Here is a 15,108-nt window from a genome sequence, read left to right on the forward strand (position 1 = left end):
ATTATGCCTTTTTGTGATGATTAAACGTCTTGTGAAGAAAAATGCCAAAACCCAAAAAAATAGTTGTTATAGACTGCCAAGTTGCAGGCGTCGCAGGCGATATGTTGCTGGGCGCGTTGATAGATGCGGGTGCTGATGTTGACAAAATTGTTTTGGCTATAGAATCACTTGGCAGGGAAGCGGGCTATGAGGATGTCAAAGTTGAAATCAAGCAGGTGTTGCAGGGGAGTTTTGGAGCAACCAGCATTGACGTAACCACCAAGACCGCAGGCAAAAAAAACGGCAAAGTACTCATCGAAATTGTCGAGAAAACCGCAGAAAAACTTGGGCTATCAGAAAAGGCGCAGCAGTTTGCCTCAAATGCAGTTCGCACGTTAGTTGAAGCCGAAGCCACACTGCATAAAACAGGTCTTGAAGATGCACACCTGCACGAAGTCGGATTAATCGACACCCCAGCCGAAATCATTGGGGTTGCAGTTGCCGCTGACGACTTAGGCGTATTTGAAGCGAAAATCTACGCAACTCCCGTCTCGGTTGGAGGCGGCTTATTTGAGTTCTCCCATGGCACAGTTTCTAGCCCAGCCCCCGCCACCCTAACCATACTTCAAAGCAAAAATTTTCTCTTCAAAGGCGGACCCATCCAAGCTGAACTTGCGACCCCCACAGGCGCCGCCATACTAGTCAACTTAGCTGAGAAGGTTACGCCGTTTTATCCGCCTATGGCTCCGTTGAAGGTAGGATATGGTGCGGGAACCAAAAAGTTCAAGGGCGTTTCAAATGTGCTACGAGTTACCTTAGGAACGGGGTGGGAGCAGGGGCTTTTGGAGGATGGAATTGCGGTTTTGGAAACCAACGTTGACGATGTCACGGGCGAGACGGTGGGTTACGTTTTTGACCGTTTGCTACAGGAGGGTGCCAAGGACGTTTGCATAATTCCGATGTTTACGAAGAAGAATCGTCCAGGGCAGATTATCAAGGTAATTGCTGATCCTGTGGATGTGGGGCGGTTGTCGCGGGTTTTGGTTGAGGAGACAGGGACGCTTGGAGTGCGCATGTATCCCTGCCAGCGGCATATAACAAGCCGAGAAACCCTACAAACGCAGATACAAATCGGCGAAGCAAAACAGACCGTGAAGGTCAAAGTTTCCAAAGACTCAGAGGGCAACGTCTTGAACGTTAAAGCTGAATATGAAGACGCCAAGCAAGTAGCCCAAAAAACAGGCATGCCGCTTAGGGAAATCTGTGAGTTAGCCGTGCAAAAAGCCAAAGAACAACTCAAGTGAAAACGTGATGGAAGAGAAAACCACGCAGCTTAAGCGTTTCATCAAGGAAAAAGGCGCAAACGGCGTAGTGGTGGCGTTTTCTGGAGGCGTAGACAGTGCAACGTTGGCGGCGGTTTGCCATGAGGTCTTGGGTGAGAAGGCAGTTGCGGTGACGGTTAAGTCGGCTATGTGCACCGTTGAGGAGGTTGCGCAGGCACAAGCGGTTGCTAAAGGCTTAGGCGTTAAGCATCTTATTGTGGAAGCCGATGTTTTATCAGACCCCAATGTGGCAAGGAATACTGAGAACCGATGTTTTTTCTGCAAAAAAATAATTCTGCAAAAACTCGGGCATACCGCGCAGGAACTGGGGTTTGGGGCGATTTTTGAGGGCACCAACCTAAGCGACCTGCAAATGCATCGTCCAGGCTACCAAGCTGTAGTTCAAGTCCAAAACGTGTACAGCCCCTGGGTCATAGGCAGATTCACCAAAGAAGAGATTCGAGAACTCGCCGCCAAACTTCAATTGTCCGTGCATGACAAACCAGCCAACGCCTGCTTAGCCACCCGCATAGCATACAACCAACCCATAACCGTAGCAAAGCTTGAGCGCATAGCCAAAGCCGAACAGTTAATCAGGCAACTTACAGGAGCCAAACAGCTACGCGTACGCGACCACAACGGGCTGGCAAGAATCGAAGTAGACAAAACCCAACGCTCTAAGCTCTGCAGCACTCAACCAATGGACGAAATCGCAGAAAAACTCAAGCAATTAGGCTTTAGCTACGTCACCCTTGACTTGGAAGGTTTCAGGTCAGGAAGCATGCTTCAAACAAGTAAAAAAGAGCCGCAAATTTAGGGTTTGGTGGCGCAGGCGTTTTTGGGTTTTGTTATGGTTAGGGCTGCGTAGCCTACTGTTGATGTGTGGTCGCCTGTGATGTCGCCGCTGGTTTTGTGTTGTAGTAGTTGGGCTTTGGGGGCGCATAGGCCTTTGGCGTAGGTTATTAGGGCGGCGATTGGGGCGTAGCCGCAGGCGCTTATGTTTTGCTCTTCTAAAACGGTGTAGAGTTGGTTTTCGTTTAGGTTTTCTATGGCGTTTATGGCGGCTTGGTCTTTGCGGTTGACGGAGGTTTGGGTTTCGTAGTGGGTGAAGTCTGTGGAGGCGATGACTACGGCGTTTTTGTTTGCGAGAACTTCGGTTAGGGCTCTGCCAACTTCGCGGGCGGACTGCAAATCCTGCATCAAGAAGCAGATGGGTACGAATTTGAAGTTGTCGCCGTAGAGGTACTGCAAAAACGGCAGCTGCACTTCGATGCTGTGTTCTCGCCGGTGAGCGTTCTCGTCTACATCCAAAATCCCCGACTCAGCAACCAACGCCTCAGCAACGTCTTCGTCGATTTTTACGTCGCCCAAGGGGGTTTGCCATGTACCAGTGGTCATGATGGATAAGCCTGTGCCCTCGCCTGTGTGGTTAGGACCTAAAATCACAACTGTGTCGGGTTTGCCGTCTTGGGCTAGAGCAGAAAAAGCGTTTGCCGCTACGGCGCCGCTGTAGACGTAGCCTGCGTGCGGACAAATCAGCCCCAGTATGTCGCGGGGACCGTTGGGGTTCATGTGGGGGAGTTTTTGGGGACCAAAAGGGTGGAGGAAGCAGAATTTTATTTGCGCAGTTAGTTCTTCAGCGGTTCCTTCGTAGAACATACCTGCTACGACTGGTCGCCGAAGACTACGCATATAGGTTAGCTAATCCTCCTCGTGGGAAATCTTGGCTTCAAAGTCTTCTACTGCAACTTTGGGGTTCTGATCTGCTGCTAACTCGCCGCGTTCTCGTAGCACCTGTCTTGAGAGGAGCCAGAAGATTACAGCTAGGGCGCGTCTGCCTTTGTTGTTGGTTGGGATGACGAGGTCTACGCCTGAGAATTCGTTGTCGGTGCTGCATAGGGCTACGATGGGTATGCCTACGTCGGATGCTTCTTTGACTGCTTGGGCGTCTGCGCGGGGGTCAGAAACGACGATGATTTCGGGGTCTACTCGGTTGGGGTACAGAGGGTTTGAGAGCATACCGGGTATGAATCTGCCGATGAGGGGCATGGAGCCGGTGAGTTGGCAGAATTTGCGGATGGGTTCGTGAGCGTATAGACGGGTTGCTGCGACGGCGATTTTTGAGGGGTCGTAGCGGGCTAGGAATTTGCCTGCGACGCGTATGCGGTCGTCGGTCTTTTTTACGTCTAAAACGAAGAGTCCGTCGGGGCGTACGCGGTAGATGAAGGGTTCCATGTCTTGGGTTTTCATGCGGGTTCCGATGTGGATGCCTGCGGAGAGCAGGGTGTCGCGTGGGAGCAGGAGGTCTTCGCCGTCTGAGGGCGCCGTTGGGGTTTCGGGAGCTTCAGGAGCTTCTTCAAAGACTTCTTCTTCAGATTCGATTTCAACCTGAACTTCTTCGTCTTCAGCTTGTTCTTCCTCAACTTCTTCGGGTTGGGTTTCTTCTTCAGCGGCTTGTGTTTCTTCTGCTTCTTCAGGTTGTTCGCTTTCTGCTGCTTTAGCTTCTTGTTCTTCTACAGCGTCTGGGGCTTCAACCTGTTCTTCCTCAACTTGCTCTACGTCGGGTTTTTGTTCCTCGACTTCTTGGGGTTCGGCTTCGTCTTCGGTTGAGGGTTTCGTTTTTATTTCATCTTCTGCCAAAATAGTTTTTCTCCTGTTAAATTTTTAATTCAGCCATTTTTGCGCGGCTACCAAGGAAATGTTCAATCCTTAGCAGCTCGTTTAGCTTTGCAATACGTGAGCCTTCAACTACACCTGTTTTGATAACAGGGCAGCCGTAAGCTACTGCCAGATGAGCAATATGCCAATCTGGGGTGTCGCCGCTTCGGTGAGACATAACGCAGCTGTAACCGTTTCTTTGGGCGGTCTGGATGGTTTCCAGCGCGTCGGTTAAGGTTCCGATTTGGTTGACTTTGATTATAATCGCGTTTCCCGCATTTATTTTAACGCCTTGGCTTAGGCGCTCGTTGTTGGTGGTAAAGAGGTCATCGCCGCATATCATGCAGTTTTTGGTTTTTGCGGTAAGCTCAGCAGTATTTTCGAAGTCATTTTCGTCAAAGGGGTCTTCCACGTAGGTCAAATGATATTTTTCGATGAGGTCTTTTAGGTATTCTAGCTGTTCGCCTGAGTCGCGATTTACGCCTTCGGTTTTGTATTCGTATTTTTGTTCTTTGCTGTTGTAAAAGGAAGCCGCTGCGACGTCAACACCAAAACCGCATTCAAAATCCAATTCGTTGCCCACGTCTTCGCAGGCTTTGGCTATGACTTCAAATGCGTCGTTACCGTCAATATTAGCTATCCAAGCGCCTTCATCGCTTTTGCCTGCCGTGAAGGTCTTGTCTTTCCTTTTGAGGGCGTCGCCGATTTTTTTGTGAATCATAGCGTTGGCGGTTACGGCTTCAAGGAAGGTTTCTGCGCCGTAGGGCAAGGCGAGGTATTCTTGGATGTCGGGGCTTTTGCCGCGTGCGTGTTGTCCGCCTGAGATGCAGTTGCCTAAGGGGTAGGGCAGGGTTGTTGCGGTTGTTCCGCCTAGGAACTGGAAGAGGAGCAGGTTGTGGCTGTTGGCGGCTGCTTCGGCGTTGGCTATGCTTATGGCAAACGCGGTGTTTCCGCCTATAACTTTGAAGTTTGTTGTGCCGTCTATTTCGTGGAGGGTGTTGTCGATTTCTTCTTGGTAATCGGCGTTTAGCCCTGCAAGTTCAGCGGTTATGAGTTCATCAACTTTCTTTACGGCATCATCTACGCCGCCAGGTGGGTAATAGACTACCTCAGCTTTTCCCCGGCTTTTTCCCGCTGGAGCCGCTGTACGACCAAAGCCAGAAGTTGTAACCACATCCACTTCGATGGTTTCTTCGCCACGGTTGTTAAAGATTTTCCGCGCAATTAAGTCCTCAATTATCGACGACACGCTAGATTCCTCAAGTGGATAGACATTCATGTTTAGCTCTTATTTTAACTTTCGGAAAACAATCTTTCACGTTTAACGTCTTTTAGCCAATTCTCACCCATTTACTGATAAGACACGAAAGTTTTTTTGGCGGGTCTTTACGAAATGAGCCAAAGCGGTGTTTCTGCTTTTTGGGTGTTTCATTGGGGAAAAAGTGGTTTTTTGTGAGCAAAAATTTCTGTGACTTGATAATACTTATTTATGGGCGCGTGGCTTTTGTGTCAGTACGGAAGGAATTAGTTGTGAGTGACGAAATTTCAAAGTTACCTCCTCAGGTTCAGGAACGTCTTATGAGGCTTCAGCAGCTTCAGCAGACTATGCAGACTATTTTGCAGCAAAAGCAGCAGATAGAGTTGGAGCAAAAAGAGGTTGAGCAGACTCTTGCAGAGTTGGATAAAACCTCTGATGATGCAGTGATTTACAAGACCGCGGGTTCTTTGCTGGTGAAGTCAGATAAAGCCAAGGCTGTTGATGAGCTAAAGGAACGCAAGGATTTGCTGGACACAAGAGTTAGCGTTTTGGGCAGGCAAGAAGAACGCATGCGCAGCCAACTCAAAGAAGTCCAAAGTAAACTTCAGCAAGACCTAAACCCAGTCTCGTCAGCTTCCCAGTAAAGGGGTAAAAGGTGAGTCTCGTTGGAGCTTGGCATACCCGAGTTAACCGACGAGCAAATCGAAACCCTCTGTGACGAAGCAGAGAAAGCCGCTAGACGGCACATTTTTTATGTTGTTGATCAAAAACAAGTCGAGACGCTAAACATCAGCGTGGAGGCAGAAGGTACAAAGCCTGTTAGCTTAACCGTTGAGGTGGACTTGCAGCTTTTACCTAAAGCACTGCCCCAAGTTAACCAGAAGGCGCTGGTGGATGAAGCTGTGAAAAAAGCTTTTGAAGCCATTGAAACATACTTGAGAACGCTAAAATGACCTTCAATGATATACTTGGGCTCTTAGACCAAACCCAAGCCCGCCACGTTTTGCTTCTTTGCCACCACAACAGCGACCCCGACGCAGTATGCTCAGCCTACGCCTTCATGGGCTTGCTGCAAAAGCTGCGTCCCAAACTGTCAATCGAAATCGGCACAGGACAAGGCGTTAGCAGGCTTACAAAAAACCTTTTCAGAAACCTGCCCATAACCGTGAACCTGCACCCAGACGTGGAAAAAGCCGACGCCATCATTTTGTTGGATACCAACACGGTGCAGCAGCTAGACAGCTTAGCAGAGCACGTAACCAAAACCACATCACCCATCATCGTTGTAGACCACCACGCAGCGCACCCCGACACCCAAGCCCTATGCAGACTATGCATAACCAACGAGGACGCCTCAAGCACCTGCGACATCGTCTACGGCTTCTACAAAGAACAAAACATCAAACCCGATCAAAACCAAGCAAACGCATTGTTCATAGGCATGGCTTTTGACACCCGCCATTTTGTACTGGCAAATTCGGGCACGTTCAAAGCGATTGCGGATTTGGTGGACAGCGGCGTTAACGCACAGGAAGCTTTGTCGATGCTGGCTATGCCCATGGATTTCTCAGAACGCGTGGCTAGGGTGAAAGCTTGTCGTCGTGCAAGGTTGCTAAGGCTGGGGAACTGGATAATTGCGTTAAGCCACGTAAGCGCGTACCAAGCATCAGCGGCTAGAGCTTTGACGGATTTGGGGGCACACATGGCAGCAGTTGCAGGCGAGAAAGGCGAGAAAATCGAAATTAGCATGCGCTGTACCCGCGAGTTTAGCCAAAAAACGGGCATCCACTTGGGCAGAGACATCGCCAAGCCGTTGGGCGAAGCTTTAGGCGGCATGGGAGGCGGTCACGCTATGGCAGCGGGCGTGAACGGCACTTCGGATGTGGAAATTGCACTGAAACGTTGCCTGCGGCTTTTGAAGGAAAAATTCGCCAAAACCTCCAATTCTGAGTAGTTACTCTTAAATGAAGCCGTCATACGCTTTAGGTAAGCAGGCACAAACAATGACGGTCATTGAAACCAAAAACCTAACATACACATACCCTGGCGCGTCAAAGCCGTCAATCCAAGACGTCTCCATAAAAGTTGAGGAAGGCGAATTTGTCCTCATCACGGGTCCAAGCGGCTGCGGCAAAACCACTTTGTGCCGAACTTTTAACGGTTTAATTCCACAGTTTTACCAAGGAGAAATGCAAGGCGAAATCTTGGTTGCAGATTTGGATGCTTCCAAAAGACCCATCCATGAGATGGCAAAGCATGTGGGATTGGTTTTTCAAAACCCCGAAAACCAGCTATTCGCGTTGAGCGTAGAAAAAGACGTTGCGTTTGGGCTGGAAAACTTGGAGTATACGCGTGAGGAGATGCGTGAGCGGGTGGATTGGGCGCTTAACTTGGCGGGTATCTATGATTTGCGGGAGCGTTCACCTCATGAAATGTCAGGCGGCCAGCAGCAGCGCGTGGCGATTGCAGCGGTTTTAGCCATGCAACCTAAAATCATAGTTTTAGATGAACCCACAAGCTTTCTAGACCCCTTAAGCGCAGAAAGAATTTTTGAAGTAATCTATCACCTAAACAAGAAACTGGGCATAACCGTGGTTTTGGTAGAGCACCGCTTGGACTTGACCGCGAAATATGCTAACCACATCATAATTATGGACGAGGGCAAGGTCTGCTTTGATGGTGACCCAAAAAAGGTGTTGAGCACTGAAGCTGCGCGGCTAATTGGCGTGGGTATTCCTAAAGCAACGCTTCTGTATGAGATGCTGCAAAAAGAAGGTGCAGACCTTGAAAAAACCACGCCCCTAGCCTCCGATGAGTTGGCAAGAATCTTAAAGGAGGCACTGCACAAGTAATGCTAACTGTGGATAACGTGCGGTTCTCGTATCCCAGCGGCGTAGAAGCCCTCAAAGGCGTCTCTCTAACCGTCAAAGACGGCGAGTTCGTTGCGATTATGGGACAAAACGGCGCAGGCAAAACCACGCTGGTCAAGCAATTCAACGGATTGCTAAAGCCAACCCAAGGCAGCGTACAAGTCGACGGCGTAGAAACCAGCAAAAGCAGCGTCGCCTCGTTAGCACGCAAAGTCGGATTCGTCTTCCAAAACCCCGACCACCAACTTTTCAGCGAATCTGTCGAAGAAGAAATCGGGTTTGCCCTCAAAAACTTTGGATACAAACCAGAAGTCATTGAAGAACGCGTAGATTGGGCGGTAAACCTGCTTGGGATTAGCCAGTACCGTAAGACATCGCCGTTTATGCTCAGCGGAGGAGAACGAAAACGTGTCGCGTTGGCGTCGGTTTTGGCTTGGGACCCGCAGATTCTGGTTTTAGACGAACCCACCATAGGGCAAGACCACAGGCAAAAACAAAACCTACGCCAATTCGTTATGCAGCTGCAAACCCAGAAGAAGACCATTGTTATGGTTACGCATGATGTGGAGTTTGTGGCAGAATGCAATCCGCGGGTTGTTTTGATGCGTGGCGGACAAATCTTAGCCGACGGGAAGGGCAAGGACATGTTAACTGATGAGTCGCTGCTTGCGCAGTCGTCAATTGTTTTGCCTCAAATCGCGCAGGTTTTCACACAGCTAACCGCTGAAGGACTGCCAAAAAATATCATCGACATCTATGAAGCAAAAACGCTGCTGTTTGAAGCGTTGCGGAGGAAACAACCATGAGCATATTCGACGGCATGAAATTCCGCAAAGTCTACTCCCCCATACACAACCTCGACCCCCGCATAAAATTCATCTACGTCATATCCGTATTTTTAGCCGCCATACTGTTTGGAGCTATTATTCCGTTGGTTGCCTTGTTTTTGTTGCAGGTGCCGTTTGTGCTGATGGCGCGTGTCCAAAAGCAGTGGCTACGTTCACTTCGGGGCGCCGCGTTCTTAGCAACTTTCATATTCATCGTAAACATCGCGGGCAACTTTTTTGTAAACGGCTACGTGATAACCGCTGCAAACATTGAGAACGCCGTGGCTATGACACTACGGTTTGTGGTTTTGGTTGAATCGTTCTCCGTGTTCTTCTTGACAACTTCGCCTGACCATTTGGGGTTGGCGTTGGAGGAGAGCCGTGTGCCCTACGAATTCAGCTTCGCCTTCACCACGGCAGTTCGTTTCGTGCCTGTTCTTGCTGAAGAAGCCCAAACGATTATGGATGCGCAAAAAGCCCGCGGTTTGGAGCTTGAAAAAGGCAATTTGATGAAGCGCATACGCAAATACATCCCCGTGCTCATACCCCTAATTGTAAGCGCCATCAGACGAAGCCTCGAGTTAGCTGAAGCCATGGAGTCCCGAGCATGGGGCGCAGCAAAAAAACGAACCAACCTGTACGCGCTAAAACTGCACAGAAACGACTACCTGCTGCTAATAGTTATCTTGGCAATCTTGGCGGTAACGGTCTACATGTTCTTGTACGTGCAAATTCCCACGGTACGCGGCTTCTTTGGCTTCCCATAAGAATGGGTTTTTTGGGTTTGCGAAAGGAGCTGCTAAAACGTTTTTGCTTAGAGGTTAAGCAGAGTTGAGGAAACGATTTTAAGTTCCCGATTCAGTTTTTGAGTGATGACACACAGGCTGTTTGCCGTCGTTCTGGTTTGTCTTATTGTTAGCCCATGTTTGCTTGTTGGGGAGGCTACGCGGGCTTACGCCTCAGAGTCTACGCCAGATGTGTATTTTGGGGTGGACATAGCCTACGGCGACCAAATCGCAGATGTTAAAGAGTTAATTGACCAGGTCAGCGAGTTTACGAACCTGTTTATTTTCGGCTGCACGGGGATAACTCGAAACACCAACAAGCTGGTGGAAGCTTGCCAGTACGCCTACGACAAAGGCTTATCGTTCATACTGTATGAGCCGCTTTGGAGCGACGACCCCCACTGGTTCATGCCGTTCATGGGAACCGAAAACATAACCTACGAAGACGCCAAAGCCCGATGGGGAGACCAGTTCCTTGGCGTGTACTACTTTGATGAAGTAGGGGGCAAACAGTTAGACATTAGCAGTCCCCGACCTGTCTACGTCGACGAAGATAACATCTCGGCAACCGCAACCTATTTTGAGCAAAACCTAAACGCAAAACTGTCAGAAAACCTAAACAAAGGCATTCCACTGTTCACGTCAGATTACGCTTTGTACTGGTTTGATTACAAGGCAGGGTACGATGTCATATTCGCGGAGTACGGCTGGAACTACAGCAGGCAACTAAACACGGCATGTTGCAGGGGAGCGGCGCAGACTCAGGGGAAAGATTGGGGCATGATTGTTGCTTGGACATACATGAACCCGCCCTATATTGAGTCGGGGGAAGAACTCTATCAAGACCTCATCTTGGCGTATGATAACGGCGCAAAATACATAACCATATTCAACTCGAACAGAAACTATACCAGCAGCATCCTCCAAGAAGAACACCTACAAGCCATGAGGCAGTTTTGGGAGCACATACAAGAAAACCCCAGAAAAGCAGTTCCCGTTGAGCAAAGAACCGCATTCGTTTTGCCCCACGGCTACGCCTACGGCTTTAGAGGACCTGAAGACAAAATCTGGGGACTCTGGGAAGCCGACGACTTCGCCTACAGCCTAAGCGTAAACGTAAACCACCTCTTAGACCAATACGGCACCGCCCTTGACATAATCTACGACGATAACTTGGAAACAGGCATAGCCGACAACTACAAACAAGTCATATACTGGAACGACACTAACCTCCCAACAGCTCCACCCACACCTACAAAAACGCCAACACCCACGCCGTCGCAGACCCCAACAGAGAGCCCAAGCCCGCAGACCACACAATCACCCACCAGTTCGCCAAGTCCACAAGACAACTTGCTTTTCTCGTTAGGGCACGTATATGTGGTTGTGTTAGGGGTTGTGGTGGCTGCTGCGGTTGCGGCAGTAATTGTTCTTAGGCGAAAACTGACGGCGTAGGGAAGCACGTTTTTTAGGCTCAAACCCCGTATGAAGGTAACTACACAAGAAAAGGCGTTGTTTTGATGGTTGAGCATGCACGGTTTGGTCCTGCGGGTGTTCCCCCAGTGTTTAGGGTGATGGGGGCAAAGACTGCTGATGTTCCCAAGCTGCTGCGAGAGGAAGGGTTGGATGCGTTTGAGTACGCGGCGGTTAGGTGGGGGCAGTATCCGCAGATTAAACAAGAAGAAGCACAGAAACTGGGCGTGGCAGCCAAACAAAACGACGTCAAACTGAGCGTACACGCTTCTTATTTTATCAACTTGGCAGGCGAACCCCAAATCGTCCAAGCCAGCAAGAACAGGTTAATCGCAGCAGCCACAGCAGCGCATTGGATGGGTGCGTACGTGGTGGTTTTTCACGCGGGGTTTTATGGCAAAAACAGCAAACCCCAAACGTACAAGAAAAGCGTGCAAGCCATCAAAGAGGTTTTGCAAACCCTCAAAGACCAAGGCATACAAGACGTGAAGCTGGGTCCTGAAACCATGGGACGCCACAGCCAATTCGGAACCATAGAAGAAATCGTAGATGTCTGCGAAGAAATCGAGCAAACCCAGCTAGTCATCGACTGGGGACACATGCACGCGCGAAGCGGAGGACAACTCAAAACACCCCAGGACTTTCGCGAAATCATAAACAAAGCCGAACACAAACTGGGTATAGAAGCCGTACGCAACATGCACTGCCACTTCAGCAAAATCGAATACACCTACAAATCAGGAGAAAAACGCCACCACCAACTAGACAACCCCGCCTACGGACCCGAATTTGAAAACCTCGCTCACATCATCAAAGAATACAAAATGCATCCCACCATCATCTGCGAAACCCCCATGCTTGACATCGACGCCAAACAAATGCGCGATACGCTACAAAAAATCCAGGAAACCATCTAAACGCCAAGATGAGGCATAGTTTTGGTTTTTAACATTAGATTTATTAGGTCATGCTTCGTGTTGTTGGTTTAAAGGCGATTTGGATGGCTGGTCTTTCGAAGCTTGGTGCTGAGGGCGTGTTGCCTTTGGCGTCTGTTGTGTTTTATGGTTTGGCAGGTTTGATTTGGCTGGTTATGTTGCCTTTGACAGGTTTTCCGCCCCATGTGGGGTTGCTTGGCGTCGCCAGCGTCTTGGCAGCTTATGGGTTATTCAAAAAATCTCCGTGGGCAATGTGGCTGATTCTGGTTTTGTTTGTCGTAATCACCGCGTTTGCGGGAATCACCGCAGTTTCAGTTATAGGAGTTGACGTGCTTACGGGCGCGGGTATGCTGGTGTATGCTGTGCTTACTTGGGTGTTCACTTTCTACGCCGTAACCCACAGAAAATAAGAAAAGACAAAAAGGGCATTAACGCCCACCAAAGAATTATTGGATGGTTTTGAACAAGGAAACGGTGGTTTTTTCTTGGGCGTCTATGAATTGTTGGTCAGCGGGAACTTCGACGTAGCCGTCAGCTTTTGCGAGCGTGGTTATGGCTCCTGACGCACCTGTTTCCACGGGGTCAGCTTGCCACCCTGACGCGGTTTGGGTTAAGCGTACCATAACAAAGGTTCGCCTGCCCTTAGCCGAAAACATGCGTTTGCCCGCGGTGGCTTGGATTGTTGCTCGTTCTTTGGGGTCTTTGCCCGCCATCATCTGAATCACGGGACCTGCAAACAAGTGGAAAGTTAGCAAGGCGGAGGTGGGGTGTCCAGGGAAGGAGAAGATGGGTTTTTCGCCTGCGAGTCCGACGGTTACGGGTTTGCCAGGTTTTAATGCGATTCCAGAAAAAAGCAGTCCAGGCTCGCCTAAAGAGTCCACGGTTGAGGGCACGATATCTTTGGGTCCAACAGAGACCCCGCCTGAGGTCACGACAACGTCAGCTGCGGCTAAGGCTTTTTTGAGGGCAGCGTGCAGTTTGGGTTTCTCGTCTGGAACCACGCCCCAATACAAAGGCAAGCCTCCGTGTTCTTTTACGGCGGTGCAGATGCTGTAAGCGTTTATGTCATAAATTTTTCCGGGGGGCAGTTTTTTGGTGGTGGGGTCTACGACTTCTCCGCCTGTGGAGAGCACGGCAACTTTTGGGAGCTTGTAGACTTTGGCTTTAGCGTTTCCCAGCGCGGCTAAGACGCCGATTTCGCGTGAACCCAAGGTGGTTCCTGTTTTGAGGGTAAGTTCGTCTTTGTGTATGTCGGCGCCTTTTTTGAGGATGTTCTCGTTTGGAGTGGTGCTGCGGTAGATGTTGACGACGTCGTTTTCTTTGTTTGTGTCTTCGACCATGACAACTGCGTCGGCGCCTTTGGGGATGGGGGCGCCTGTGACGATTTCGGCGGCTTCACCGTTCTTTACGGTTACGGGAGGGGGGGCGCCGATGTGTATCATGCCGCAGACTTTGAGTTTTACGGGCTCGTTTTCTTCTGCGCCGTAGGTTTCTTTGGCTTTTACTGCGTACCCGTCGACGGTTGAGCGGTTAAACGGAGGAATATCTAATTGGGCAACTACGTCAGCGGCTAAAACGCGTCCTGTTGCATCAAGCAAAGAAAGCGCTTCAACGCCTAGTGGCGCGACTTTGATTTTTTGGGCGACTATATCCTTGGCTTCTTGGTAAGAGAGCAGTTTTCTAAACATGTTAACTCGCCACTTCTGCTTGGGCAAACATGTGCACCACAACCGATGCGCCTTCAGCTATGCCCTCGCGGTTCTCAGGAACAATAACGTAGCCGTTCGCCCGCGTCATGGTGGATATGGCTCCTGAACCTCTAGCGCTGATGGTTTCGGCGTAGAATTCCTCGTTTTTCTGGGTAACTTTGACGCGAACAAAGTTTTTGCGTCCTAACGCCGTGGCAACTTTGCGTTTCATAACCGCCTTTATTACGGGGCGTTCTTCGGTTCGTTTTAGACCAAGCAGTTTGCAGATAAGCGGTCGGGCGAAGACTTCAAATGCGGTTATGGCGGCGACGGGGTTTCCGCTAAAAACCATGACGGGTTTGCCTTCTAAGACGGCAAGGGCGGTGGGCATGGCGGGGCGCATGGCTATGCCGTGGACTATGATGCCGGGTTCGCCGGTTTTGTTGACGGCTTCGGGGACAAGGTCTAAGCCGCCTACGCTGGTGCCGCCTGTGGTTATGACGGCGTCGGCGATTTTAAGGGCGAGGTGGAGGTTTCGGACAATGTCGTCGGTGTTGTCGGGGGCTATGCCCAAATCTAGGGGTTCAGCGTCTAAGTCGCGGCACATGCCCGTTAAGATGATACGGTTGGTTTCGTAGACTTGTTTGTCACCGCGTTTATCGCTTGTTTTTGCCAGTTCATTGCCCGTGGCTAAAATGGCGATTTTGGGGCGCTCCACCACGGATACCTCGGTGTTGCCAAGGGCGGCGAGCAAACCCAGATGGTAAGCTTTTAGGCGGGTGCCTGCCTCTACGGCGACTTCGCCTTTTTTGAGGTCTTCGCCTTTGCGCGAAACATTGGCGTAGTTTGCAGCTTGGGCGGCGACTTCGATTTTCTCGCCTTTGGGCTGCGTGTATTCTATCATGACGACTGCGTTTGCGCCTTTGGGCAACGGATTGCCTGTCCAGACCTGTTTGGCTTGGCGGTGGTTGGGGTCATCGAGTTCGTCGCCTTGGGCTAAACGGAAAAGCAGCGGCTTAAACTGAGACGCCCCAGCAGTGTCCTCCGCGCGCACCGCATAGCCGTCAACAGCTGACCTGTCAAAACGCGGCAAATCCTCACTCGCAACCATATCCTTGGCAAGCACGCGGTTGTAAGCTTCAGTAAGAGGAATAGTCACTTCTCGACACGGCTTAAGCTCCAAAGCATCAAACCACTTCTGCAAAGCCTCATACGTGAAAGTCAATTTCTGGAATCCCCGCAGTTTACTCAAAACGGTTCACACACAGCAATTGGCACGATAGGCATTAAAAAGTGTATCGAACACAGACCCA

The 15,108-nt window shown here is 50.1% G+C and carries 16 protein-coding genes; 11 read left to right on the forward strand and 5 right to left on the reverse strand.

What is annotated here, in order from left to right; translation table 11 throughout:
* Positions 1-41 precede the first annotated feature (41 nt).
* Together larC and larE are read left to right on the forward strand one after the other, a co-directional pair.
* Entirely contained in the window at positions 42-1,283 is a 1,242-nt protein-coding gene (larC, locus tag NWF04_06445; GenBank protein MCW4006218.1) for a nickel pincer cofactor biosynthesis protein LarC, read from the forward strand.
* Positions 1,284-1,290: 7 nt separating this feature from the next.
* Positions 1,291-2,118: an ATP-dependent sacrificial sulfur transferase LarE gene (gene larE / locus NWF04_06450; protein MCW4006219.1), complete on the forward strand. Its 828-nt coding sequence runs from the start codon at positions 1,291-1,293 to the stop codon at positions 2,116-2,118.
* On the opposite strand, the gene amrB is transcribed toward larE, so the two are convergent.
* The 3 genes from amrB to NWF04_06465 are packed head-to-tail and all read right to left on the reverse strand — an operon-like array spanning position 2,115 to position 5,208.
* Complete coding sequence (amrB, locus tag NWF04_06455) at positions 2,115-2,993, reverse strand: AmmeMemoRadiSam system protein B (protein MCW4006220.1); 879 nt, start codon at positions 2,991-2,993, stop codon at positions 2,115-2,117. The genes larE and amrB overlap by 4 nt on opposite strands.
* 9 nt (positions 2,994-3,002) lie before the next feature.
* Positions 3,003-3,941 carry a 30S ribosomal protein S2 gene (gene rpsB / locus NWF04_06460; protein ID MCW4006221.1) on the reverse strand — a complete coding sequence of 313 codons (939 nt, stop codon included), beginning with the start codon at positions 3,939-3,941 and terminating at the stop codon, positions 3,003-3,005.
* A 16-nt stretch (positions 3,942-3,957) separates the two neighbouring features.
* Positions 3,958-5,208: a phosphopyruvate hydratase gene (locus NWF04_06465; GenBank protein MCW4006222.1), complete on the reverse strand. Its 1,251-nt coding sequence runs from the start codon at positions 5,206-5,208 to the stop codon at positions 3,958-3,960.
* 281 nt (positions 5,209-5,489) lie between these two features.
* On the opposite strand from NWF04_06465, the gene NWF04_06470 reads away from it, so the two are divergent.
* The 9 genes from NWF04_06470 (at position 5,490) to NWF04_06510 (ending at position 12,517) form a co-directional block, all read left to right on the forward strand.
* On the forward strand, positions 5,490-5,861 hold the full coding sequence (locus tag NWF04_06470; GenBank protein ID MCW4006223.1) for a prefoldin subunit beta: 372 nt from the start codon (positions 5,490-5,492) through the stop codon (positions 5,859-5,861).
* 21 nt (positions 5,862-5,882) lie between these two features.
* On the forward strand, positions 5,883-6,170 hold the full coding sequence (locus tag NWF04_06475; protein ID MCW4006224.1) for a DUF3194 domain-containing protein: 288 nt from the start codon (positions 5,883-5,885) through the stop codon (positions 6,168-6,170).
* The gene (locus NWF04_06480) at positions 6,167-7,171 is read left to right on the forward strand and encodes a DHH family phosphoesterase (GenBank protein ID MCW4006225.1); all 1,005 of its coding nucleotides are present in this window, start codon (positions 6,167-6,169) and stop codon (positions 7,169-7,171) included. Before NWF04_06475 ends, NWF04_06480 begins: the two co-directional genes overlap by 4 nt.
* Positions 7,172-7,181: 10 nt before the next feature.
* Positions 7,182-8,069 (forward strand): ATP-binding cassette domain-containing protein, encoded by an 888-nt coding sequence (locus NWF04_06485; protein MCW4006226.1) that lies wholly within the window; start codon positions 7,182-7,184, stop codon positions 8,067-8,069.
* The gene (locus tag NWF04_06490; protein ID MCW4006227.1) at positions 8,069-8,893 is read left to right on the forward strand and encodes an energy-coupling factor ABC transporter ATP-binding protein; all 825 of its coding nucleotides are present in this window, start codon (positions 8,069-8,071) and stop codon (positions 8,891-8,893) included. Before NWF04_06485 ends, NWF04_06490 begins: the two co-directional genes overlap by 1 nt.
* Positions 8,890-9,681, forward strand: coding sequence for an energy-coupling factor transporter transmembrane protein EcfT (locus tag NWF04_06495; protein MCW4006228.1), 792 nt, complete (start codon positions 8,890-8,892; stop codon positions 9,679-9,681). Before NWF04_06490 ends, NWF04_06495 begins: the two co-directional genes overlap by 4 nt.
* Before the next feature lie 159 nt (positions 9,682-9,840).
* Positions 9,841-11,154 (forward strand): hypothetical protein, encoded by a 1,314-nt coding sequence (locus NWF04_06500; protein MCW4006229.1) that lies wholly within the window; start codon positions 9,841-9,843, stop codon positions 11,152-11,154.
* A 65-nt stretch (positions 11,155-11,219) separates the two neighbouring features.
* The gene (locus NWF04_06505) at positions 11,220-12,089 is read left to right on the forward strand and encodes a TIM barrel protein (GenBank protein MCW4006230.1); all 870 of its coding nucleotides are present in this window, start codon (positions 11,220-11,222) and stop codon (positions 12,087-12,089) included.
* 83 nt (positions 12,090-12,172) lie between these two features.
* Entirely contained in the window at positions 12,173-12,517 is a 345-nt protein-coding gene (locus NWF04_06510; protein ID MCW4006231.1) for a hypothetical protein, read from the forward strand.
* A 36-nt stretch (positions 12,518-12,553) separates the two neighbouring features.
* Here the strand turns inward: NWF04_06510 and NWF04_06515 are convergent, their stop codons facing one another.
* Together NWF04_06515 and NWF04_06520 are read right to left on the reverse strand one after the other, a co-directional pair.
* Positions 12,554-13,822, reverse strand: coding sequence for a molybdopterin-binding protein (locus NWF04_06515; protein MCW4006232.1), 1,269 nt, complete (start codon positions 13,820-13,822; stop codon positions 12,554-12,556).
* Positions 13,797-15,047, reverse strand: a complete 1,251-nt coding sequence (locus NWF04_06520; GenBank protein ID MCW4006233.1) for a molybdopterin molybdotransferase MoeA — start codon at positions 15,045-15,047, stop codon at positions 13,797-13,799. Before NWF04_06520 ends, NWF04_06515 begins: the two co-directional genes overlap by 26 nt.
* Positions 15,048-15,108: the final 61 nt, after the last annotated feature.

This window comes from Candidatus Bathyarchaeota archaeon, assembly GCA_026014465.1.
Classification (GTDB): domain Archaea; phylum Thermoproteota; class Bathyarchaeia; order Bathyarchaeales; family Bathycorpusculaceae; genus JADGNF01.